This window comes from Caballeronia sp. RCC_10 (assembly GCF_041360715.1).
GTDB classification, from domain to species: Bacteria; Pseudomonadota; Gammaproteobacteria; order Burkholderiales; family Burkholderiaceae; genus Caballeronia; species Caballeronia grimmiae.
This window is the reverse complement of sequence record NZ_JBFUPT010000025.1, coordinates 19,695-42,438: the sequence shown is the minus strand read 5'-3', so window position 1 is coordinate 42,438 and position 22,744 is coordinate 19,695. Positions and strand designations below refer to the sequence as shown.

The 22,744-nt window shown below is 63.6% G+C and carries 23 protein-coding genes; 8 read left to right on the top strand and 15 right to left on the bottom strand.

Features of this window, described 5'->3' with window-relative positions; genetic code table 11:
* Positions 1-4: 4 nt before the first annotated feature.
* The gene (locus AB6804_RS26820; protein ID WP_370889018.1) at positions 5-559 is read right to left on the bottom strand and encodes a DUF1415 domain-containing protein; all 555 of its coding nucleotides are present in this window, start codon (positions 557-559) and stop codon (positions 5-7) included.
* Positions 556-1,215 (bottom strand): TetR/AcrR family transcriptional regulator, encoded by a 660-nt coding sequence (locus AB6804_RS26815; RefSeq protein ID WP_370889017.1) that lies wholly within the window; start codon positions 1,213-1,215, stop codon positions 556-558. The genes AB6804_RS26820 and AB6804_RS26815 overlap by 4 nt, the downstream gene beginning before the upstream one ends.
* A gap of 118 nt (positions 1,216-1,333) precedes the next feature.
* Here AB6804_RS26815 and AB6804_RS26810 point away from each other — a divergent pair, with 118 nt between their 5' ends.
* On the top strand, positions 1,334-2,617 hold the full coding sequence (locus tag AB6804_RS26810; RefSeq protein WP_370889016.1) for an MFS transporter: 1,284 nt from the start codon (positions 1,334-1,336) through the stop codon (positions 2,615-2,617).
* Between the two features lie 91 nt (positions 2,618-2,708).
* Complete coding sequence (locus AB6804_RS26805) at positions 2,709-3,305, top strand: nitroreductase family protein (RefSeq protein WP_370889015.1); 597 nt, start codon at positions 2,709-2,711, stop codon at positions 3,303-3,305.
* Positions 3,306-3,318: 13 nt separating this feature from the next.
* Here AB6804_RS26805 and AB6804_RS26800 read toward each other — a convergent pair whose 3' ends face one another.
* On the bottom strand, positions 3,319-4,806 hold the full coding sequence (locus AB6804_RS26800; RefSeq protein WP_370889014.1) for an MFS transporter: 1,488 nt from the start codon (positions 4,804-4,806) through the stop codon (positions 3,319-3,321).
* Positions 4,807-4,991: 185 nt separating this feature from the next.
* Here AB6804_RS26800 and AB6804_RS26795 point away from each other — a divergent pair, with 185 nt between their 5' ends.
* The gene (locus tag AB6804_RS26795; RefSeq protein WP_370889013.1) at positions 4,992-6,242 is read left to right on the top strand and encodes an Hsp70 family protein; all 1,251 of its coding nucleotides are present in this window, start codon (positions 4,992-4,994) and stop codon (positions 6,240-6,242) included.
* Positions 6,243-6,320: 78 nt separating this feature from the next.
* On the opposite strand, the gene AB6804_RS26790 is transcribed toward AB6804_RS26795, so the two are convergent.
* Positions 6,321-6,524, bottom strand: a complete 204-nt coding sequence (locus tag AB6804_RS26790; RefSeq protein WP_016346375.1) for a cold-shock protein — start codon at positions 6,522-6,524, stop codon at positions 6,321-6,323.
* Positions 6,525-6,975: 451 nt separating this feature from the next.
* On the opposite strand from AB6804_RS26790, the gene AB6804_RS26785 reads away from it, so the two are divergent.
* The gene (locus tag AB6804_RS26785; RefSeq protein ID WP_370889012.1) at positions 6,976-8,568 is read left to right on the top strand and encodes an APC family permease; all 1,593 of its coding nucleotides are present in this window, start codon (positions 6,976-6,978) and stop codon (positions 8,566-8,568) included.
* Between the two features lie 67 nt (positions 8,569-8,635).
* Here AB6804_RS26785 and AB6804_RS26780 read toward each other — a convergent pair whose 3' ends face one another.
* From AB6804_RS26780 to AB6804_RS26750, 7 genes are all read right to left on the bottom strand, one after another.
* Complete coding sequence (locus AB6804_RS26780; protein ID WP_370889011.1) at positions 8,636-9,421, bottom strand: class III extradiol ring-cleavage dioxygenase; 786 nt, start codon at positions 9,419-9,421, stop codon at positions 8,636-8,638.
* 98 nt (positions 9,422-9,519) lie between these two features.
* A complete protein-coding gene (locus tag AB6804_RS26775) occupies positions 9,520-10,119 on the bottom strand; it encodes a UbiX family flavin prenyltransferase (RefSeq protein WP_370889010.1) in 600 nt (199 codons plus the stop codon).
* Between the two features lie 22 nt (positions 10,120-10,141).
* Positions 10,142-10,453, bottom strand: coding sequence for a Grx4 family monothiol glutaredoxin (gene grxD / locus AB6804_RS26770; RefSeq protein ID WP_035970186.1), 312 nt, complete (start codon positions 10,451-10,453; stop codon positions 10,142-10,144).
* Positions 10,454-10,533: 80 nt separating this feature from the next.
* Positions 10,534-11,361 carry a peptide chain release factor N(5)-glutamine methyltransferase gene (gene prmC / locus AB6804_RS26765; RefSeq protein ID WP_370889009.1) on the bottom strand — a complete coding sequence of 276 codons (828 nt, stop codon included), beginning with the start codon at positions 11,359-11,361 and terminating at the stop codon, positions 10,534-10,536.
* Positions 11,358-12,440 (bottom strand): peptide chain release factor 1, encoded by a 1,083-nt coding sequence (gene prfA / locus AB6804_RS26760; protein WP_370889008.1) that lies wholly within the window; start codon positions 12,438-12,440, stop codon positions 11,358-11,360. The genes prmC and prfA overlap by 4 nt, the downstream gene beginning before the upstream one ends.
* A 96-nt stretch (positions 12,441-12,536) precedes the next feature.
* Positions 12,537-13,832 carry a glutamyl-tRNA reductase gene (hemA, locus tag AB6804_RS26755; protein ID WP_370889007.1) on the bottom strand — a complete coding sequence of 432 codons (1,296 nt, stop codon included), beginning with the start codon at positions 13,830-13,832 and terminating at the stop codon, positions 12,537-12,539.
* 170 nt (positions 13,833-14,002) lie between these two features.
* Entirely contained in the window at positions 14,003-14,815 is an 813-nt protein-coding gene (locus AB6804_RS26750; protein ID WP_370889006.1) for a galactosyltransferase-related protein, read from the bottom strand.
* Positions 14,816-15,119: 304 nt separating this feature from the next.
* On the opposite strand from AB6804_RS26750, the gene AB6804_RS26745 reads away from it, so the two are divergent.
* The 3 genes from AB6804_RS26745 to AB6804_RS26735 are packed head-to-tail and all read left to right on the top strand — an operon-like array spanning position 15,120 to position 17,918.
* On the top strand, positions 15,120-15,392 hold the full coding sequence (locus AB6804_RS26745; RefSeq protein WP_370889005.1) for a hypothetical protein: 273 nt from the start codon (positions 15,120-15,122) through the stop codon (positions 15,390-15,392).
* Positions 15,393-15,439: 47 nt separating this feature from the next.
* On the top strand, positions 15,440-17,269 hold the full coding sequence (locus AB6804_RS26740; RefSeq protein ID WP_370889004.1) for a M24 family metallopeptidase: 1,830 nt from the start codon (positions 15,440-15,442) through the stop codon (positions 17,267-17,269).
* Between the two features lie 25 nt (positions 17,270-17,294).
* Entirely contained in the window at positions 17,295-17,918 is a 624-nt protein-coding gene (locus AB6804_RS26735) for an HAD family hydrolase (RefSeq protein ID WP_370889003.1), read from the top strand.
* Positions 17,919-17,940: 22 nt separating this feature from the next.
* On the opposite strand, the gene AB6804_RS26730 is transcribed toward AB6804_RS26735, so the two are convergent.
* Positions 17,941-19,068 carry a DUF748 domain-containing protein gene (locus AB6804_RS26730; protein ID WP_370889002.1) on the bottom strand — a complete coding sequence of 376 codons (1,128 nt, stop codon included), beginning with the start codon at positions 19,066-19,068 and terminating at the stop codon, positions 17,941-17,943.
* On the opposite strand from AB6804_RS26730, the gene AB6804_RS26725 reads away from it, so the two are divergent.
* Entirely contained in the window at positions 19,016-19,231 is a 216-nt protein-coding gene (locus AB6804_RS26725) for a hypothetical protein (protein ID WP_370889028.1), read from the top strand. The two genes, AB6804_RS26730 and AB6804_RS26725, sit on opposite strands and share 53 nt — an antisense overlap.
* Here AB6804_RS26725 and ettA read toward each other — a convergent pair.
* The 3 genes from ettA to ychF form a co-directional block, all read right to left on the bottom strand.
* Positions 19,210-20,877 carry an energy-dependent translational throttle protein EttA gene (gene ettA / locus AB6804_RS26720; RefSeq protein WP_244793943.1) on the bottom strand — a complete coding sequence of 556 codons (1,668 nt, stop codon included), beginning with the start codon at positions 20,875-20,877 and terminating at the stop codon, positions 19,210-19,212. The genes AB6804_RS26725 and ettA overlap by 22 nt on opposite strands.
* A gap of 170 nt (positions 20,878-21,047) precedes the next feature.
* Entirely contained in the window at positions 21,048-21,350 is a 303-nt protein-coding gene (locus AB6804_RS26715; RefSeq protein WP_370889027.1) for a DUF3761 domain-containing protein, read from the bottom strand.
* 271 nt (positions 21,351-21,621) lie between these two features.
* Positions 21,622-22,716, bottom strand: coding sequence for a redox-regulated ATPase YchF (gene ychF / locus AB6804_RS26710; RefSeq protein ID WP_035970320.1), 1,095 nt, complete (start codon positions 22,714-22,716; stop codon positions 21,622-21,624).
* Between the last annotated feature and the right edge of the window lie 28 nt (positions 22,717-22,744).

Genomic DNA, 22,744 nt, shown 5'->3' with positions numbered 1-22,744 from the left:
CCGTTCAGCGTTTGTCCATCCACGCCTTGAAGCCGGCGTGGCCGAGGCGGCGCAACGTTTCGATGTTGCGCTCGTAGATGTGGGCCGCGTCGGGAAAGGCGGCGGCCGCGCGATCGATGCTCGCCTCGCGCAGCAGATGAAAGATCGGATACGGCGCACGATTCGTATAGTTGTCGATATCGTCTGGCTGCGTGCCTTCGAACTGATAGTGCGGATGGAAACTCGCGATTTGCAATTCGCCCGCCAGCCCCATGTCGTTCAGCAGGCGGTCGGCAAAAAATAACGCGTCGTTGTACTCGTTAAAGTCCGCGAACGAGTGCGGAGTGACGAAAAGCGTCGTATCGATGGCTTCGGGATCGCTGTCACGCAAAAGACGCAATTCGTCCGCGAGTTCCACCACTGTGTCTTCCACGGTTCTCGCTTCGCTCACGACATAGCGAATCTGTCCCTTCACATGCACGCTTTTGGCGAACGGGCAGAGGTTGAGGCCGATCACCGCGCGCGTCAGCCAATGTTCGGTGGCCGCGATAACCTCGTCGCGGCTTCTTGCATCCATCATGAGTTTTCCTGATTACCTTGCTCGATGCGATTCGAACCGCACGCCGCATCGATCAGCGTGCGCGCAATGCGTGGGGCAGCGCACAGTGGCCCCGATCCGGGACCGTAAGTTTGACTCGTCGCGTAGACGCCGTCGACCAGCAGCGCCAGCGATTCTGCCAGTTCCTGCGGATTGTCCGCCCCCGCCGCCTGCGAAATTTCCAGGAAGCGTGACATTACATAACCTTTGTTCCGATCGACGAGTTGCCGCGCCGGATGCGTCGGATCGCCGAATTCGCACGCGATGTTGACGAACGGGCACCCGCGATAATCCGGCGCCGACGCGCGTTTCACCAAATCTTCGAACGCCTGAACGAGTTGTTTCGCGGGCTCGCCGGGATGCTTCGCCATGCTCGCTTCGAAGCGCCTGCGAAAGCCGTCGTCCATGCGCTCCAGGTACGCGACCACGAGTTCGTCCTTCGACGCGAAGCGCCGATAAAGACTCATCTTGTTGACGCCCGCGCGCTCGACGACCGCATCCACGCCGACCGCGCGAATGCCTTCGCGGTAAAACAACTCCTGCGCCGCGTCGAGCAGTTGTTCCTGCGCGGTCGCGCCGTCGGTGCGAACCTGGCGGCGAGCCGCGGACTTGGGCTGATCGGCGGATGATCGTGTCAAAGCAGTTCCTCGAAATGTGCATCGGCCTTGACATGTTACCGATCGGTAACTAAGCTCGCAACTCTGATGTGACAGAGCGGTCACGAATATTAACGAAACATAACAAATCGGAGCGGCGATGAATTGGGTTGCGAGGCGGCTGAACGGCCGGATGCATTACGGGTGGGTCGCGGTAGGCGTCGTTTTTCTGGTTCTGCTCGCGGCGGCTGGCACGCGCGCGACGCCGAGCGTCATGATGCTCCCGCTCGAAAAGCAGTTCGGCTGGTCGCGCGGCACGATCTCGCTCGCCATTTCGATCAATCTCGCGCTATACGGGCTGACCGGCCCGTTCGCCGCCGCCGCGATGCAGCGCTTCGGCGTCCGTCCGACGCTACTCGCCGCGCTCGCGACGCTGGCTGCGGGCGTCGGCATTTCGTCGATGATGACCGCGCCCTGGCAGATGATCATCGTATGGGGCGTGATGGTCGGCGGCGCGACGGGCGTCGCGGCGCTCACGCTGTCGGCGACCGTGGTGAATCGCTGGTTCACGACGCATCGCGGTCTCGCGATGGGTATCCTCACCGCAAGCTCGGCAACCGGCCAGCTCGTGTTTCTGCCGTTCCTGGCGTCGCTGTCCGAACATCACGGCTGGCGGCCCGTCGTCTTCGTCGTGGCGGCAGCGACCGCGCTCGTGCTGCCGCTCGTCGCGTGGCTGCTGCCCGAGCGTCCCGCCGACCTCGCGCTGCGCCCCGTCGGCGAAACGGCGGAAGCGCCGGCCGGTCCCGCTACCGCGCCCAGGAATCCGATCAAGGTGGCGTTCGGCGCGTTGTCATCGGCGAGCCGGACGCGTGATTTCTGGCTGCTCTTCTTCAGCTTTTTCGTATGCGGCGCAAGCACGAACGGCTATGTCGGCACGCACCTGATCGCCATGTGCTCCGACTACGGCATGACGCAAGTGCAGGGCGCGACGCTTCTCGCCGCGATGGGCATCTTCGATCTCTTCGGCACGACGCTTTCCGGCTGGCTCTCCGACCGCTTCAATGCGCGCTTTCTGCTCTTCTGGTACTACGGCTTGCGCGGCTTGTCGCTGATCTATCTGCCGTACGCGTTCGGCATCGATTTCTTCGGCCTGCCGCTCTTCGCGGTGTTTTACGGGCTCGACTGGATCGCCACCGTGCCGCCGACCGTGCGCCTCGCCACCGATGTCTACGGCAAGGAATCCGCGCCAATCGTCTTCGGCTGGATCGTCGCGGGGCATCAGTTGGGCGCGGCGTTCGCGGCGCTCGGCGGCGGCATGCTGCGTTCGAGCCTCGGCAGCTACACCGTCGCGACGATGATCTCGGGCGGCCTGTGCCTCGTCGCAGCCGTCGCGGTGCTGCGCATCAACCGGGCGGGACGGCCGGTCGGCGTGGCGGCAACCTGACGCGCGCATCCTTGATCTATGCTTGTCGTCGGAGCGGCGCGCCTTTCATCGAAGCGCGCCGCACGTCTTCCAACGAACGAGGACTCACGCCATGAGTGCGAAACCCGCTCCGACCGATGTCGACATCCACGAACTGATCGCCGGCCGCTGGAGCCCGCGGGCGTATGCCGACGAGCCCGTCGAACGCGCGCAGTTGCATCGGCTGCTGGAGGCGGCGCGCTGGGCGCCGTCGTCGAACAATCTTCAGCCGTGGCGGTTCATCGTCTTCGATCGTCATCGCGATGCAGCCGCGTTCCAGCGCGCATTCGATACGCTCGCGCCGTCCAATCAGACGTGGAACGCCAACGTGCCGGTCCTGATCTGCGTCGCGGCGTCAACCCTCACGCCCAAAGGCGAGCCGAACCGCACCGCGACTTACGACACGGGCGCGGCGTCGATGGCGCTCGTCCTGCAGGCGCACGCGATGTCACTCGCGACGCATCAGATGGGCGGCTTCGACCGCGACGCGTTCCGCGCGGCGTTTTCGATTCCCGAAGACGCGCAACTCATCGCGATGATTGCAATCGGCCATCACGGCGACGTGAGCCAGCTCGACGACGCGCTGCGCGAGCGTGAAGCCGCGCCGCGCGCGCGTCGTGCGATCGGCGACACTGCGTTCGACGGCGCATGGGGCAAGGCGTTCGACTGAACGCGCGCCGGCGTCAGTGATCGTCGGCGGCGGAAAGCGGACGCGCCACGTCTTCGAGCGATTTGCGCTCTGCCGCCACGCCCCAGATGCCCGCGACGATCGCCGCCGCGAGCATCAGCGCCGAGCCGATCAAATAGCCGGCGAACACCGCGCCTCGTTCATGCGTGTCGATCAGACGCCCGAATAGCGTCGGCCCGATGATCCCGCCGAGCGCCGTGCCGAACGCATAGAAGACGGCGATCGCGAGCGCGCGGATTTCGAGCGGGAAGGTTTCGCTCACGGTCAGATACGCCGAACTCGCCGCCGCCGATGCGAAAAAGAAAATCACCATCCAGGCGATCGTCTGGGTCGTGACCGTCAGCAGCCCTTGCGTGAACATCCAGCCGCTCAACGTCAGCAGCACGCCGGAGACGGCATACGTGAATGCGATCATGCGGCGCCGGCCCAGCACGTCGAACAATCGGCCGAGCAGCACCGGGCCGAGAAAGTTGCCGGCGGCGAACGGCAGCAAATACCAGCCGACGTGATCGCCCGGCACGTGATAGAAGTCCGTCAGTACGAGCGCGTAGGTGAAAAAAATCGCGTTGTAGAAGAACGCCTGCGCGGTCATCAAGGTCAGTCCGACGAGCGAGCGCCGCCGATGCGCGTCGAATAGCGTATGCGCGACTTCAGCGAGCGGTGTGTGGTCGCGCGCGTGCAGCCGCAGCAGCTTGCCGGGCGCACGCGCGATCTCGACGCCTCGCTCGTGAAACTGCGCTTCGATTGCTTCGACGATGCGCCGCGCTTCGTCTGCGCGGTTATGCGTGATGAGCCAGCGCGGGCTTTCCGGCACCCACATCCGCATGAACAGCACCGTCAGGCCCAGCAGCGCGCCGATCAGAAAGCATGCGCGCCAGCCCCAGTCGGGCGGGAGCATCGCGGGATCCAGCAGTACGATCGATCCCGCCGCACCGACGCCCGCGCCCACCCAGAAGGTCCCGTTGATCGCGAGATCGGTCCAGCCGCGCAGCCGGGCGGGCGTGAATTCCTGGATCGTCGAGTTGATGGCCGTATATTCTCCGCCGATGCCCGCGCCGGTCAGAAAGCGAAACAGCACGAACGAGGCGAGATTCCACGAGAACGCCGTCGCGGCGGTCGCGGCGACATAGAGGAAAAGCGTGATAAAAAAGAGCTTGCGGCGTCCGAGGCGGTCGGTGAGCCAGCCGAAGCCGAGCGCGCCGAGCACCGCTCCCGCGATATACGCGCTCCCGGCAATGCCGACATCCGCGTTCGAGAAGTGCAGTACGTGGCTGGTTTTGAGTGCGCTTGCCACCGCGCCCGCCAGCGTCACTTCGAGGCCATCGAGCAGCCACGTGACGCCGAGCGCAAGAACGATCAACGTATGAAAGCGGCCCCACGGCAGGCGGTCGAGCCGTCCGGGAAGATCGGTCTCGATAATGCCGGGCTGGTCGCCGGAGGCATCGGCCGAACGGTTCTCTTGCGGTGCGGTGGTCTCGTTCATGAAGTGCGGGCGTCCCGTAGTCGAAACTGCACGGCGGCGAGCAAGGTGCATTCCGCTCTTGTGAGACGAATCGCACTGGTTGATATTTATCCTGATCGCGATTGATACGCTTCTCTGGACGTGTTAAAAACGCCGTCCATATTTTTTGATATGCGGTGTTGCAGGCTGACGCCGCCGCGACCTCCATGACCTACTGCGCGATCGATTTCGGCACGTCGAATTCCGCCGTTGCCCTGCCGGACGGGCTGCAGATGCGACTCGCGCCCGTCGAGGGCGACGCGACCACGCTGCCAACCGCCGTCTTCTTCAATACGGACGAGGACAACCAGTCGTACGGCCGCGCGGCGCTCGAGGCGTATATCGACGGGTTCGACGGCCGTCTGATGCGCTCGATGAAGAGCATTCTCGGTTCGCCGCTCGCCGACAACGTCACCGATCTGGGCGACGGCTCCGGCATCAAGTACACCGACGTCATCACGCTGTTCCTCCAGCATTTGAAGCAGAAGGCGCAGGCGGTGGCCGCCGAGCCGCTGACGCGCGCCGTGCTGGGCCGCCCGGTGTTCTTCGTCGACGACGATCCGCGCGCCGACCGCATGGCGCAGCAGCAGCTTGAAGCGTGCGCACACGCCGTCGGGTTCCGCGAAATCCACTTCCAGTATGAACCGATCGCGGCTGCGTTCGACTACGAGGCAAGTCTCGCGCAGGAAGGGCTGGTGCTGGTTGCCGATATCGGCGGCGGCACGTCGGACTTTTCGCTCGTGCGCGTCGGCCCCGAGCGTGCGCGCCAACTGGAGCGCAAGAGCGATGTGCTCGCGCATCACGGCGTTCACGTCGCCGGCACGGATTTCGACCGGCGCGTGGAACTGGCGACCATTCTGCGCCAGCTCGGTTATCAGGCGCTCGACCCGCAGGGCCGCGAAGTGCCGAACCGCGTGTACTTCGACCTCGCGACCTGGCATCTGATCAACACGGTCTATGCGCCGAAGCGCGTCGGCGAATTGCAGCTGATGCGCCATCTCTACGTCGAGCCGCGTCATCACGACCGGCTGATGCGCGTCGTCGACCGGCGGCTCGGGCACGCGCTCACCGCGCACGCGGAGGAAGCGAAGATCGACGTATCGGCGGGCGGCGTGACCGAGATCGACATGGAGGAAATCGAGGAGGCGCTGCGCGTGCCGTTCGACGAGCAGCAACTGATCGATGCCGGGCACGACGAGACGCGGCGGATCGTCGAAACGGCGCTAGAGACGGTCAAGCGTGCGGGCGTCGGCGCGGCGGACGTCGGCGCGATCTACTTCACCGGCGGCACCACCGGCCTGCGATTTCTGTCCGACGCACTGTCGGCGGCGTTCCCGGGTGCGCAGCCCGTGTTCGGCGACCGGCTGGCAAGTGTCGCGAAGGGCCTCGGCATTTATGCGCAGCGCGTATTCGCCTGAAGGTTCAGCGCAGCGCAAAACCGGCGCCCCAATGAAAAAAACCCCGCATACGCGGGGTTTTTTTTGAACTCAGCAGGCTTAGGCCGGCTTGATGTTCGCAGCTTGCTTGCCCTTCGGGCCAGTCTTCACTTCATAGGTAACCTTCTGGTTTTCCTGAAGCGTCTTGAAGCCTTCGATGCGGATTTCCGAGAAGTGCGCGAACAGGTCTTCGCCGCCGCCATCCGGGGTGATGAAGCCAAAGCCCTTTGCGTCATTGAACCACTTGACGGTACCGGTTTCCATATTACTTATTCCAAAAAATTTGATGAGTAAGGCCGAAGCCAGGGGTGCATGAAAATCAAGGAAGGGGCAATGGGACCAACCGGAGTACCGTAATGGCGAACTACGAAAGAACCACTTCACTCGCCACTTGAAATCCTGCAAGAAGGTTTATACGGCTAAACCATTTCGCGGTCAAATAATATCCGACAACTCTGAGGGGGTTTTTTGAGACAGTCTGCGCCCCCGCAAACGTGCCCCGTTCTTCGCCGGACTTTCGTCAGATGGTCTACAAAAAGCGTGCTTTCCGGCAGTTTGCACTGCATTAGAAAGGTGCAACCGTTACACTACGCGCCTTCGTTGAGAAGGGTTGCACCAGCGTCGCTGGATCGCCGGAACAATTGCCGGCACCCCGGCGGATGCGGCCGCTTAGCCGTGTTCGACTCGCGCGCGACGCGAGACATTGGAGAGGATAGTGAAGAGTTCGATTCAAAGAAATATTGGACCGTTGGCGCTGATGCTGACCGGTCTTGGATCCATCATCGGTTCCGGATGGTTGTTCGGAGCCTGGAAAGCCTCGCAGATCGCCGGCCCCGCTGCCATTTGCGCCTGGGTGATCGGCGCGGTCGTCATTCTGGCCATCGCGCTGACGTACGCGGAACTGGGCGCGATGTTCCCGGAATCGGGCGGCATGGTGCGCTACGCGCGCTACTCGCATGGCGCGCTGGTCGGTTTCATCGCGGCGTGGGCGAACTGGATCGCGATCGTTTCGGTCATCCCGATCGAAGCGGAGGCTTCCATCCAGTACATGAGCACGTGGCCGTACGAATGGACGCACGGCCTGTTCGTCAACGACACGCTGACCACGAGTGGCCTCGCACTGTCCGCGTTGCTCGTCATCATCTACTTCATGCTCAATTACTGGGGCGTGAAGGTCTTCGCACGCGCGAACACCGCAATCACGGTCTTCAAGTTCCTGATTCCGGGCGCGACTATCGCCGGCCTGATCTTCTCGGGCTTCCACTCCGAAAACTTCGGCACGGTGTCGAACTTCGCGCCGTACGGCTGGCCTGCCGTACTGACGGCCGTCGCGACGAGCGGCATCGTGTTCAGCTTCAACGGCTTTCAAAGCCCGGTCAACCTCGCCGGTGAAGCGCGTAATCCGGCGCGCAGCGTCCCGTTCGCGGTGGTCGGATCGATTCTGATCGCGCTCGTGATCTACGTGCTGCTGCAAGTCGCGTATATCGGCGCGGTAAATCCGAGCGACGTCGCGCTCGGCTGGAAGCACTTCCACTTCGCATCGCCGTTCGCGGAACTGGCGATCGCGCTGAACCTGAACTGGCTGGCCGTCCTGCTTTACATCGATGCCTTCGTCAGCCCGAGCGGCACCGGCACGACCTACATGGCGACGACCACCCGCATGATTTACGCGATGGAGCGCAACAACACGATGCCGAAGATGTTCGGCAACGTTCATCCGTTCTACGGCGTGCCGCGTCAGGCGATGTGGTTCAACCTGATCGTCTCGTTCATCTTCATGTTCTTCTTCCGCGGCTGGGGCACGCTCGCGGCAGTGATTTCGGTCGCCACGGTCATTTCCTATCTGACTGGCCCGATCAGCCTGATGGCGCTGCGCCGTTCGGCACCGGATCTCGACCGCCCGCTCACGCTGCCGCTGATGGGCCTGATCGCGCCGTTCGCGTTCGTGTGCGCGTCGCTCGTGCTGTATTGGGCCAAGTGGCCGCTGACGGGCGAGATCATTCTGCTGATGGTCGTCGCGCTGCCGGTGTATTTCTACTTTCAGAGCAAGACGGGCTTTGCCGGCTGGGGCCGCGATCTGAAGGCCGCGTGGTGGCTGATCGGCTATTTGCCTTGCATGGCGGTGATGTCGCTCGTCGGCAGCAAGGAGTTCGGCGGCAGCGGGCTTCTGCCGTACGGCTGGGACATGGCCGGCGTGGCCGTGCTTTCGCTGATCTTCTATTACTGGGGCGTGCACACCGGGTATCGCACGGATTACCTGGCTGAGCGTGAAAGCCGCGAGGACATTCTTCACGAAGTCGGCGCGTAACTTCCCGCTGCGATGAAACGAAGCCCGTCTGAGCGATCAGGCGGGCTTCTTTGTTTTGCGAGCCGGATCAGGCGTCCGAAAAGACGTAGTTCGTCATCGCGAGCGCGCGCTGGAAGGTGCCGAGCGATTGAACCCCGAGCCGATAATCATCCGATGCCGCGCCGAGCGCGCCGAAGACCGGCAGCAGGTGCTCGTCCGTCGGGTGCATCAGCGCGGCGTGCGGCGCGCGGGCGCGATAGTCGAGCAGGGCGTCGATATCGCGGGCGGCGAGCTGCGATTCGAACCAGTCGGTGAATTCGACGACGCGCGGGTCCGCATCTTCCGGGCGCGCGCCGAAATCCGCCATGCGCAGGTTGTGCGTGATCTGCCCGGAACCGACGATCATCACGCCGTCGTCGCGCAGCTCGCGCAGCGCCCGCCCGACGTTGAAGTGATGCGCGGCGTCGAGGCGCGGCTGAATCGACAATTGCGCGACGGGCACGTCGGCGTCGGGGAACATCAGCAGCAGCGGCACCCACGCGCCGTGGTCCAGCCCGTGAACGGTCGTCGAACTGGCGATTCCATGCTCGCCGAGCAGCGCGGCGGCGCGTCTCGCGATATCCGGTGCGCCCGGCGCGGGATAGCGCAGTTCGTAGAGCGCGCGCGGGAACCCGTAGAAATCGTGGATCGTGTCGGGGCGCTCCGCGACGCTCGCAACCGGCTCGGCGGTGTTCCAGTGCGCGGACAGCATCAGAATGGCGCGCGGACGCGGAAGCGTCGCGGCGAGCGAGGCGAAACCGGCGGACGGCATCGACGGGTCGATCGGCAGCGTCGGTGCGCCGTGGGAGATGAAGAGAGTAGGCAGTCGGCTCATGGCAGCAATTCCAGAAGTGGATGCTATCCAATGTAAGACTTTCCGAAACGTCGATAAACGGCAGTGCGGGCAACGGATTGTGTCCGCGCTGTATTCAATCAGTCGACTTCGCCGCGCAGTCCCTGCCACGCGGCGGCTACCGGCTCCGACACGCCAAATAGATCAATCACGCGCGCGACGGTGTGATTGACCAGTTCGTCGATGGTCGCGGGCTTGTGATAGAACGCCGGCAGCGGCGGAAAGATGACGCCGCCCATTTCGGTCACCGCCGTCATATTGCGGAGATGCGCGAGGTTGAACGGCGTTTCGCGCACGAGCAGCACCAGCCGGCGACGCTCCTTGAGAACGACATCGGCGGCGCGGGTAATGAGGTTATCGGAGAGACCGTGCGCGACGCTCGCGAGCGTGCGCATCGAACACGGCGCGACGATCATGCCGTCCGTCGCAAATGACCCGGACGCGATGCCCGCGCCGACGTCGCGCACGTTGTGAACGACATCCGCGAGGGCGTGGACGGCGGTTTTATCGAGTTCGAGTTCGTGCTGAATGTTCAGCCAGCCCGCGGCGGAGACGACCAAATGTGTCTCGACCCCGGGCAAGCGGCGCAGCGTCTCGAGCAGACGCACGCCGTAGATGGCGCCCGTTGCGCCGGTGATCGCGACGATGAGCCGTCGCTTCACGGCAGCGGGCGCATTCACGTTCTGATGACTTGCAAGCGGCTCAGGCAGCGGCGAAAAGCTGCTGGAGTTCGCCCGACTGATACATCTCCATCATGATGTCCGATCCGCCGATGAACTCGCCCTTCACATAGAGCTGCGGAATCGTCGGCCAGTTGGAGAATTCCTTGATGCCCTGACGGATGCCTTCGTCTTCGAGGACGTTGACCGTCATGATCTGATCGACGCCGCACGCCTTCAGCACTTGAATGGCGCGGCCGGAAAAGCCGCACATCGGGAACTGCGCCGTGCCTTTCATGAAAAGGACGACCGGGTTTTGATCAACGATCTGCTTGATGCGTTCTTGCGTATCCATGGCGTTCCTGCGATGTAATGTCGGTTGGACTCAGGTCTCGAAATGATAGCGGATTTCGCCCGCGCGGTTCTGCGCCGGACTCAGGCGATGAAGGTACCGCCGCTCGTGCGCTCGATGCCCGCCAGATCGCGAATCGAGCGGACATCGGTAAAGCCCCGGGCCGTGAGCAGGCGGCGCACGGCGCCGGCCTGATCGTAGCCGTGCTCGATCCATAGCACGCCGTTGGGCGCGAGCAGCAACGGCGCGGTTTCGACGATCACGCGTATCGCCGAGAGGCCGTCGGCGTCATCGGTGAGCGCACCGCGCGGCTCGAAGCGCAAGTCGCCTTGCGTCAGATGCGGATCGTCGCTGGCGATATACGGCGGATTGCTGACAATGGCCTCGAAGCGCAGCGACGGATCGAGCTTGGCAGTCCAGTCGCTCTCGATGAACGTCACCGTGCGCGCCGGATCGAGCAGAGCGCGCGCATTGCGCCGCGCGACGTCGAGCGCGGCGGGCGAGCGGTCGACGGCCCAGACGCGCGCATCGGGCCGGGCGTGGGCGATCGAAATCGCGATTGCGCCGGTTCCTGTGCCGAGATCGAGCACACGGGCGTTCGGCGTGCCGGCGATGGCGTCCAGCGCCGTTTCCACCAGCAGTTCGGTTTCCGGGCGCGGAATCAGTACGTCCGGCGACACTTCGAACTCCAGACCGAAGAACTCGCGCTTGCCGATCAGTTGCGCGATCGGCTCGCCATTCAAGCGCCGCTGCGCCAGCGCCTCGAAACGCTGCACCGCGTGTGGATCGAGCGGTTCGTCGTCGCGCGTGATCAGTTCAGTGCGACGCCAGCCGAGCACGTGCGTCAACAGCACGCGCGTTTCCAGCGCGGGGAGCAACGAAGCGCGCTGCAATTGCGCGACCGTCGTCACTCGGCATCCCCGAGCGCCGCAAGCAGTTCCGCCTGATGCTCGGAAACCAGCGCGCCGATCAGTTCGTCGAGATCGCCGTCCATGATGTATTCGAGCTTGTAGAGCGTCAGGTTGATACGGTGATCCGTCATGCGCCCTTGCGGGAAGTTGTAGGTGCGAATGCGTTCGGAGCGATCGCCCGAACCGATCAGGCTCTTGCGCGTCGCGGCTTCCTTCGCGTGCTGCTCGTGATACTGCTTGTCCTTGATGCGCGCGGCGAGCACCTTCAGCGCGCGATCCTTGTTCTTGTGCTGCGAGCGGTCGTCCTGACATTCGACGACGATGCCCGTCGGCAAGTGCGTCACGCGCACGGCCGAGTCCGTCTTGTTGATGTGCTGTCCGCCCGCGCCCGATGCGCGGAACGTGTCGATGCGCAAATCCGCCGGATTGATCACCACTTCGCTGATTTCATCGGCTTCCGGCATCACGGCGACGGTGCACGCCGAGGTGTGGATGCGCCCTTGCGTTTCGGTCGCCGGCACCCGCTGCACGCGATGCCCGCCCGATTCGAACTTGAGCCGCGAGAACGCGCCCTGACCCGCGAGCCGCACGATCACTTCTTTATAGCCGCCGAGGTCGGACACGCTTTCGGACATCGTTTCGGCGGTCCAGCGGTTGCGTTCCGCGTAACGCAGATACATGCGCAGCAAGTCGCCCGCGAACAGCGCGGATTCGTCGCCGCCCGTGCCCGCGCGGATTTCGATGAAGATGTTGCGGTCGTCGTTCGGATCTTTCGGCAGCAGCATCGTCTGCAAGTCGCCTTCGATCTTCGCCATGCGCTCGCGCGCCTCGCCGATTTCCTCTTCGGCGAAATCGCGCATCGACGGATCGGCGAGCAGTTCCTGAGCGGTGGCTTCGTCGTTAAGCGCCTGTCGCCAGAGCGCGTATTGATCGACGATGGGACTGATTTCCGCGTGTTCGCGCGTGAGCTTGCGATACTGGTCCATATCGGACGTCACGTCTTCGCGGCTCAGCAGTTCATTGAGATCGACCTGCCGTCTTGCAAGCTGGTCGAGCTTGCTTTGCATGCTCGTTTTCATCGGACGGGGATGGAGCCTGCGCTCCAGGAAAGACTGCAATCGGGAAGCGCCGCGCAGGGCCGCGCGGAGCATTTGAGAATAGCAAAGAGGACGCCGCTAACGGTCCGACGATTCGGACGACGAGCCGTGGCGGTAGAAGCCGCTCATCAGGTCGATGAGCTGGTCGCGCTCTTCACGGCTCGCGCGGTTGAGCGCGTGCGTCGGGCCATGAATGAGCTTGTTCGTGAGCGATTGCGACAGCGCTTCGAGCACGGCGGCGGGATCGTCGCCGCGCGCAAGCAGCTTGCGCGCACGTTCGACTTCCGCGCGGCGCAAGGCGTCCGCCTGCGTGTGCATGTGGCGGATGACCGGCACGATGCTGCGCGCATCGAGCCATTGCATGAAGTTCGCGACGCGCGTTTCGATGATCGCCTCGGCCTGCGCGACGGCGGCCTGTCGCGACGCGTTGCCTTCGCGGACGATCGCGCCGAGGTCATCGACGGTATAGAGAAACACGTCCTGCAGATTGCCGACTTCCGGCTCGATGTCGCGCGGCACGGCGAGATCGACCATGAAGATCGGACGATGCCGGCGCGCCTTCACAGCGCGCTCGACCGCGCCAAGACCGATGATCGGCAGCGTCGACGCGGTGCACGACACGATGATGTCGAACTCGTGCATGCGCGCGGGGAGGTCGGACAGCGGAATGGCGCGGCCGTTGAAGCGTTCGGCGAGCTTTTCGCCGCGCTCGGCCGTGCGATTCGCGATGACCAGTTCGCGCGGACTTTGCGCGGCGAAGTGCGTCGCGCAGAGTTCGATCATTTCGCCCGCGCCGATGAACAGCACGCGCTGGCTCGACACGTTTTCGAAGATGCGTTGCGCGAGGCGCACGGCGGCGGCGGCCATCGACACTGACTGCGCGCCGATTTCCGTCGTCGAGCGCACTTCTTTCGCGACGGCGAAGGTGCGCTGGAACAACTGGTTGAGATACGTGCCGAGCGCGCCGGCTTCCGACGCGGTGCGAACCGCGTCCTTCATCTGGCCGACGATCTGCGTTTCGCCGAGGACCATCGAATCCAGCCCGGACGCGACGCGGAAAGCATGGCGCACGGCTTCCGATTGCGGCAGCGCATAGACGTGCGGGGCGAGTTCGGAAACGGGCAGATTGTGGTACTGCGAGAGCCAGTGGACGGCGGCTTCGCGTGCGGCGATGTCGTCGGTGGCGCAGTAAAGTTCGGTGCGATTGCAGGTCGACAGGATCGCCGCTTCCGGCGGCGCCTTGACCTTCGGGCCGAGCCAGACGTCTTTCAGTGCGGAGAGGGCCGGCTTGATCTGTTCGAGCGGAAACGCCACGCGTTCGCGCAAGGCGACAGGCGCAGTGTGGTGATTGATTCCGATCGTGAGGAGCTGCATGTAATTATGCGTTCGGCCTAAGCCGTTGGCCTTTCAGATAGCCCAATATTATAGCGTTTTACGAATCCGTTCATTTATACGCGGCATTCGGGGAGCGATCGCGCGCCGCCGAGCGGCGTTTGCAGGCGAAGCTGCTTTCATCCGGCGCGACAATCGACCGCAGCGTGCGCTCAGGCGAAATACTGAGCGAGTTGGGCCGCGCGGGCTTCGAGTTCGGGCAGGGGCATCGCGCGGGTTTCGGCGGCGGCTTCGCGATTGCGCTCGGCGCCGGCGATAGCGTCGCGGCGCGAAGCGGCGTCATGGTGGAGATGGAAAAGCGCGGCGCGCTGGTCGGGTACGGAATGCCAGCGCACGCCGAGCCGGGTGGCCCGCGTCAGAAGGTCGTCGTCTTCACCGCCCCAGCCGACGAAGCGCGGATCATAACCGCCGACGCGCATATAATCGGCGCGCTTGAAAAGCACGATTGCGCCTGCCGTATTTTGATACAGCAATTCCATTTCGTCCGGTAATTTCGTTTCCAGATAAGGTTCGAATAACGCGTAGTTTCCGGATGTAATGAACTCTTTGCGAAGCGCTTTCGCAACGTTAATCACACGTAGAAACGGGCACAGTGCATCGCTGCCCGTTCCATTTTCGAGTGCCGTGACGCAACGCGTCAGATAATAGGGGTTCGCAATCATATCGGCATCGTGAAAGCAAATAACCTTACCCGTGCATAAGCGCGCGCCGAGACTGCAAAGTCTTGCTTTGGAAAACGGGCCGTCGTCATGGATGAATACATGGCGGATCTTCTCGTCGCCGAGGCCGGACCAGTGGAACGTCGGTGTCGCGTCGGCCTCGATGAGATAAACCGTGTAGTCCGTATAGGTCACGCTCAAATGGCGTAGCACGCCGCGAAGGTTGTCGCGCCGCTCCTGCGTGGCGCCACGGTAGGTCACGATCAGTTCAAGACCGCCGAGGGATAACAGCCTGTTTTCGCTCATCGTATGCTGCTTTCGGAAAACGTCGATCGAAGATAAGTGCTCGCAGGCAATCTTTAAGGCGATCTTGTCGGCCGCGAATGGATAAGAAGCAGCCCAATTGCTTGGCCAGATAATGCAGTCGAGTTTAGCACTCGGGCGTTCTATCGCGGTCCTTTTAGGATATTCCCAGAAGTCTTTCAGATAGTTCGCGCCGGTTAACTCGGTTTTGGACCGCTTGCCATCGCAAACCCGGCCCCCTAAACTTCTTCGTTTGAACGCGGCGCCCCGCGCCGTTTCCTAATCGAAGCCAATGGAGCGGCGCCCGATGAGCTGGATCGGCATGATTTTTCTGGGCGCGGTAATCGGCGCGGCGGGCTGGTGGCTGCATCCGCTGCGGCGCGCCGGCCGTGTCGGGCAGGGCGCGGCGGGACGCGTCTGGACCGCTATCGTCGCGGGCGCGATCGCCGCCGTCATTGCGCGCATGTTCGGCAATGTCGCCGGTGTTTATCACGATGGCGATTCCCTCGAATGGTTCGCTTGCACGCTCTTCGCGCTCGTCGTCGTGACCGCGACCGTCGCACTCGCTGCGCGGCGCTGAAAACCTCCACCATCGCATCCCTCTTCGGCATTCAAGGCAGATCATCCATGAACGATCGCGTTGCACACTCCGCCACTCCCGACGCAGCCACCTTCGCGCAGCGCGTGGAGACATTGCGCCGCCGCCTGGCCGCGGACCGGTTCGACGCGGTGCTCGTCCCGTCCGCCGATCCGCACTTGTCCGAATATCTGCCGGAGCGCTGGCAGGCGCGTCAGTGGTTGTCGGGCTTTACCGGTTCCGTCGGCACGCTCGTCGTGACGCAGGATTTCGCGGGCGTCTGGGTCGATAGCCGCTACTGGACGCAAGCGGAGGCGCAACTCGCCGGCACCGGCATCGTGCTGATGAAGATGATGGGCGGACAGCAGACCGCGCCGCACGTCGAATGGCTGGCGGAGAACGTGCCGGCGGGCGGCGTCGTTGTGGTCGATGGCGCGGTGCTCGGCGTCGCGGCGGCGCGCGCTTTGGGCGATGCGCTGACCGCACGCGGAATCACGTTGCGCACGGATGTCGACGTGCTGAACGCGGTCTGGCCCGATCGCCCCGGCTTGCCCGATGCGCCCGTTTACGAGCACGCCGCGCCGCACGCAAGCGTCGCGCGCGCCGACAAGCTGGCCAGAATCCGCGAGGCGATGCGTGCGAAGGGCGCGCAATGGCACTTCGTCTCCACGCTCGACGACCTCGCCTGGCTCTTCAACCTGCGCGGCGGCGATGTCAGCTACAACCCGGTGTTCGTCGCGCACGCGCTCGTCGGAATGGATGACGCCACGATTTTCGTCGCCGATGGCAAGGTGCCGGACGCGCCGAAGGAGACGCTTTTGCGCGACGGCGTGCGCGTCGCGCCTTATGCCGGCGCGCGTCAGGCGCTCGGGGCGCTGCCGGCCGGCGCGACGCTGCTGATCGATCCGCGCCGCATCACGCATGGCTCGCTGGAGAGCGTGGCGTCGGGCGTCAAGATCGTCGAGACGGTGAATCCGTCGACATTCGAGAAGTCGCGCAAGACGCCCGCCGAGGCGGAGCACATCCGCGCAACGATGGAACAGGACGGCGCCGCGCTCGCCGAATTCTTCGCGTGGTTCGAAGACGCGCTGGGCCGCGAGCGCATCACGGAGCTGACCATCGACGAAAAGCTCACGGCGGCGCGGGCGCGCCGGCCGGGCTTCGTAAGCCTGAGCTTCGCGACGATCGCCGGGTTCAACGCGAACGGCGCGATGCCGCATTACCGCGCGACCGAAGCGTCGCATTCGGTGATCGAAGGCAACGGGTTGCTGCTGATCGATTCCGGCGGTCAATATCTGAGCGGCACGACGGACATAACGCGCGTGGTGCCGGTCGGCGAGATCACCGCGGAGCACAAGCGCGATTTCACGATCGTGCTGAAGGGAACGATGGCGCTCTCGCGCGCGCGTTTCCCGCGCGGCATCCGCTCGCCGATGCTCGATTCGATCGCGCGTGCGCCGATATGGGAAGCGGGCGCGGATTACGGTCACGGCACGGGTCACGGCGTCGGCTATTTCCTGAACGTGCACGAAGGCCCGCAGGTCATTTCGCACTACGCTCCCGCGGAGCCGTGGACGGCGATGGAAGAGGGCATGATCACCTCGATCGAGCCGGGGATTTATCGGCCGGGCAAGTGGGGCATCCGCATCGAGAATCTGGTGATGAATCAAAGCGCCGGCAAAACTGAGTTTGGCGATTTCCTGTCGTTCGAAACGCTGACGCTGTGCCCGATCGATACGCGCTGCATCGACCTTTCGCTGCTGAATGGCGAGGAGCGCGCGTGGCTCAACGCGTATCACGAGACGGTGCGCCGGCGCGTGTCGCCGCATGTGGAGGGCGCGGCGAAGGCTTGGCTGGAAAAGCGGACGCAGGCGATCTGACAGACCCCGAAAGGAGCGGCGAACAATGACCATCAAAGCAGTCGTATTCGATTTCGGCGGCGTGCTGATCGACTGGGACCGGGAGTATCTCTACCGGCAACTGATTCCGCACGAGACCGAGCGCCGCTGGTTTCTCGACAACGTCTGCAAGATGGATTGGGTCGTTCAGCAAGACGGCGGGCAGAGCACGGAGGAAGGCACCGCGGAACTCGTCGCCCTGTATCCGGAGCACGAAGCGCTGATTCGCGCGTTCTACGCGCGCTGGCATGAGATGGTGGCCGGCGTGCTCGAGGAGGGCGTTGCGCTGGTCGACCGTCTGGACGCAGCAGGCGTGCCGCTCTTCGGGTTGACGAACTGGTCAGCGGAGACCTTCCCCTACGCGTGGGAGCGCTTCGACGTGCTGCGGCGTTTCCGGGAAATCGTGGTGTCGGGGCGCGTCGGCGTCATCAAGCCCGATCCGCAGATTTTCGCGTTGATGCGCGCCGAGATCGAGAAGCACCTGCCGGGCGTGGCGCCGCATGAACTCGTCTTCATCGACGATAACCTCAAAAACGCCCAAGCCGCGACCGCTCTTGGCTGGCACGGCGTTCACTACACCGGCGCGCTCGACACGGAAACGAAGCTGCGCGCGCTGAACGTGCCGGTCTAGCACGCACGCCAGCGGCGACGCGCTACTGCCCCAGCAGATTCTTCAGCGCGTTGCCGATTCCCCGCACCGTATCGCCCGCGCCCTTCGCGACGCCTTCCGCGCTCACGCCGAGCGCCTTCGCAAACCCGGCCGCCAGTTTCTTCGACAGACTCTCCGACAGCGAGAACTTCGGATCGCGCAGATCGCCGTCGAGCGTGAATTCGAGCTTGATCTCGTCCTTGCGATCCTTCAGCGCGGCGATCGCGGCTTTCGTCGGTATCGACAGAAAGGTGTCGAGCGGACCCGCGCCGTCGCTGATTTGCAGGTGATTCAGCGTGAGCACTCCCGGCGCATGAATGCGGTAGTCGCGCACGCTCGCGTCGAGTGTCATGTCGATGGTGCCGCCCGTCACCGCGGCCTTCGCGCCGGCTTTCTTCAGCAGGTAAGGATCGAGCGTCGAAATGTCGACGCTGCGCAGGGTCGCGCGCGTCTGCGAATCCTTGCTCGCGATGACCATCCAGCCGCCCCACGAAACCGTGCCCGTATGCGATGGACCTTTGATGGAGCCGGTCATCGAAAGCGACGTGCGCTCAGTGAGCGCCGGCAGATGCAGATGCTCGATCGTCGCGCGTGCGTCGCTGATCAGCACGCGATACGGCTGTTGCTGCTGCACCGATGCATCGAAGAACTCCATCGCGCCGCGTTCGAACGACACGCGGTCGATCAGCTTTTCTTCCTGCGCGCGCTGCATCGCCTTGTCGTCGGGCTTCGCGTTTGCGACGCGCGCGGTTTCCTTGAGACCGGGGAGGATCAGCACGCGGCCATCGGCGGCGCGCACGATCGACAAATAGTAGTTGTCGACGCTCACATTGCGCAGATGCACGCGATTCGACAGCGCCGCGCGCATATCGACGTCGAGCACAATGCGCTCCGCACGCAACGCGTCGCCGGCGGACCAGTCGCGCGGCCCGCGCAGCCGCACCCGCGAAAGCGTCACTTGGCCGAAGCCGACATCGATCTCGTCGACGGAACCGTTCGGCCCGAGCGTCTCGCGGATGCGTTCCTTCATCTGATGCGCGACGAAGAACCATCCGCCGATCGCCACGACGACGATCGCGATGACGACCCCCACTGCCCACCGCGCTCCCCGCCGCGCGTCCGATGCCGCCATGTGTTGCGTCTCCCCGTGCAAGCTCGTTGATTCGGCGAAAAACCGCCGCGCAAACAAAAATGGCGACGTGCCCGAGACAGTCGCCATTTTTGTTGATGATGTCGGTGCGCGCGCCCGCATTGAGCGCGCTTCCGGCGCCGGTCAGCGCGTGATCGGCTTGTAACGCAGGCGTTTGGGTTTCGCACCTTCTTCGCCGAGGCGCTTGCGCTTGTCGGCCTCGTATTCCTGGTAATTACCGTCGAAGAATTCGACGTGCGATTCGCCTTCGAACGCGAGGATGTGCGTGGCGATCCGGTCGAGGAACCAGCGATCGTGCGAAATGACCATCACCGAGCCGGCGAATTCGAGCAGTGCGTCTTCGAGCGCCCGCAGCGTTTCGACGTCGAGATCGTTCGACGGTTCGTCGAGCAGCAGCACGTTGCCGCCGGCGATCAGCGTCTTCGCGAGATGCAGACGCCCGCGCTCGCCGCCCGACAGATTCCCGACGAGTTTCTGCTGGTCGCTGCCCTTGAAGTTGAACCGGCCGATGTAGGCGCGCGACGGCGTTTCGTACTTGCCGACCGTGAGCACATCGGCGCCGCCGGAGATTTCCTCGAAGACGGTTTTGTCGGCGGCGAGCGCGTCGCGGCTTTGATCGACATAGGCGAGCTTGACCGTCGGGCCCTGGATGATCTCGCCCGAATCCGGCTGCTCCTTGCCGGTCAGCATACGAAAGAGCGTGGACTTGCCCGCGCCGTTCGGCCCGATGATGCCGACGATCGCGCCGGCCGGAATCTTCATGCTGAGGTTGTCGATCAGCAGCCGATCGCCATACGCCTTGCTGACGTTCTTGAACTCGATGACCTCATTGCCGAGCCGATCGCCGACCGGAATGAAGATTTCCTGCGTTTCGTTGCGCTTCTGATATTCCTGACTGTTGAGTTCCTCGAAGCGTGCGATACGCGCCTTCGATTTCGCCTGACGTCCCTTCGGATTCTGGCGCACCCATTCGAGTTCTTTCTTGATGGCTTTCTGACGCGCGGATTCGCTCGCTTCTTCCTGCTTGAGGCGGTCTTCCTTCTGGTCGAGCCAGCTCGAATAGTTGCCCTTCCACGGAATGCCGTGGCCGCGGTCGAGTTCGAGAATCCACTCGGCGGCGTTGTCGAGGAAGTAGCGATCGTGCGTGACGGCGACGACGGTGCCCGGATAGCGCGTCAGGAACTGTTCGAGCCATTCGACGGATTCGGCGTCGAGGTGGTTGGTCGGTTCGTCGAGCAGCAGCATGTCGGGCTTTTGCAGCAGCAGCTTGCAGAGCGCGACACGGCGCTTTTCGCCGCCCGACAGATGTTCGATTTTCGCGTCCCACGCGGGCAGGCGCAGCGCGTCGGCGGCGACTTCGAGTTGTTGCTCGGGGCTGCCGCCGTCGCTCGTCGCGAGGATGGCTTCGTATTTCGCCTGGTCGGCGGCGAGCTTGTCGAAGTCGGCGTCGGGTTCGGCGTAGGCGGCGTAGATTTCGTCGAGCTTCTTTTGCGCCTGGAAGACATCGCCGAGACCTTCTTCGACGGCCTGACGCACGGTTTGCTGCGGATCGAGCTGCGGCTCCTGCGGCAGATAGCCGATGTTGAGGTTGGGCATCGGCTGCGCTTCGCCTTCGATGTCCTTATCGACGCCCGCCATGATGCGGATGAGCGTCGACTTGCCGGAACCGTTCAGCCCGAGCAGGCCGATTTTCGCGCCGGGGAAGAAGGAGAGCGAGATGTCTTTCAGAATCTGACGCTTCGGCGGCACGATCTTGCCGACGCGGTTCATGGTGAAGACGTATTGGGCCATGTGGATTGTCTGTGATCGTTTGAAGATGCGAACGCCGTGCGCGGGCGGCGCGTGAGCCGGCGTTCGATGAATTCGTCTGCGCGCGATGATGCGCGTGCCCGCCGCGCTTTCGGGGCGCAGCGGGGTTGCGTGTCATTGTACTTCGGGCTTGCGCCGGGTTATCGCCCGCGCTATTGCCATGCGGCGACGCCGCCGTGTCGCGAGCACGTGCCGCTGTGGTGGCGGCTGAAGCTGTAGGTGCCGTCGCGGCATTGCGCGCTGGCGCCCTGGGGGACGGTGCCGGAGCGCGAGTGAGCGGGGGAGTGGATAGTGTTGCCGTCGCGGTTCGTGTAGTGGCCGTGGTTGTCGAGGCCGGATTCGTCGGGCTGCTGCTCGTACCGGTAGTGATTGCCTTGATAGGCCACGGCGGCTGGAGCGAAAAGGACGCTCGTCGCGATAACGGTGGCGATCGCGGTGGCGTGCCACGCGCTCATCGGCGTGCATCTGTTCATTTTCTCGATCACTTCCAAAGCTCCGGCGACTGGATCAGGCGGGCAATCTCATAGGTCCACTGCTTCAATCATTGCAGGACCGCTGAAAAGCACGAATCGGTCGCGGAAAAACGAGCAATGAAGAAGACGTATCGAATCGGCTGCGCCAATCTGCATCCGAGCCATCCAAACAAAAGAGCGGAGTCCCTTTATCAGGGACTCCGCTCCGCGAGCAAAATGCTTTGACAGTCTTTGACTTGTCTTGTCGCGCCGCTTAGACGTTGAACAAGAAATTCATCACATCCCCGTCCTGCACCACATATTCCTTTCCTTCCGCCCGCATCTTCCCGGCTTCCTTCGCGCCTTGTTCGCCCTTGTACGCGACGAAGTCATCGAAGGCAATCGTCTGCGCGCGAATGAAGCCGCGTTCGAAGTCCGTATGGATCGCGCCGGCAGCCTGCGGCGCCGTATCGCCCACATGAATGGTCCACGCGCGCACTTCCTTCACGCCCGCCGTGAAGTACGTTTGCAGGCCAAGCAGCTTGAAACCCGCGCGAATTACGCGATTCAGCCCCGGCTCGGTCATGCCCATGTCGGCGAGGAAGTCCTGCTTGTCGGCGTCGTCGAGATCGGCGATTTCGGCCTCGATCGCCGCGCACACCGCGACCACCGGCGCATTTTCCGCCTCCGCATGCTTGCGCACCGCGTCCAGATACGGATTGTTCTCGAAGCCGTCTTCCTTCACGTTCGCGACGTACATCGTCGGCTTCGAGGTGATCAGGCAGAACGGCTTGATGAGCGCCTGTTCGTCGTCGTTCAGACCGAGGCCGCGTACCGGCTTCGCCTGATCGAGCTGCGCGCGCACCTTTTCGAGCACCGCGACGAGCTTCGCCGCTTCCTTGTCGTTGCCCGACTTCGCCGCCTTCGAGTAACGCGTAAGCGCCTTCTCGACCGTCGCCAGATCGGCCAGCGCCAGTTCGGTATTGATGACTTCGATATCCGCGATCGGATCGATCTTGCCCGCGACGTGAATGACGTTCTCGTCTTCGAAGCAGCGCACGACGTGCGTGATGGCATCCGTCTCGCGGATGTTCGCCAGAAACTGATTGCCGAGGCCTTCGCCCTTGCTCGCGCCGGCGACCAGCCCTGCGATATCGACGAACTCGACGACCGCCGGAAGAATGCGCTCCGGTTTCACGATTTCGGCCAGCGCCGTAAGACGCGCGTCCGGCACTTCGACGACGCCGACATTCGGCTCGATGGTGCAGAACGGATAGTTCTCGGCGGCAATACCCGCCTTGGTCAACGCATTGAAAAGAGTGGACTTGCCGACGTTAGGCAAGCCGACGATGCCGCATTGGAGGCTCATGGAATCCTTCGAACTGGTGAGACGGCGC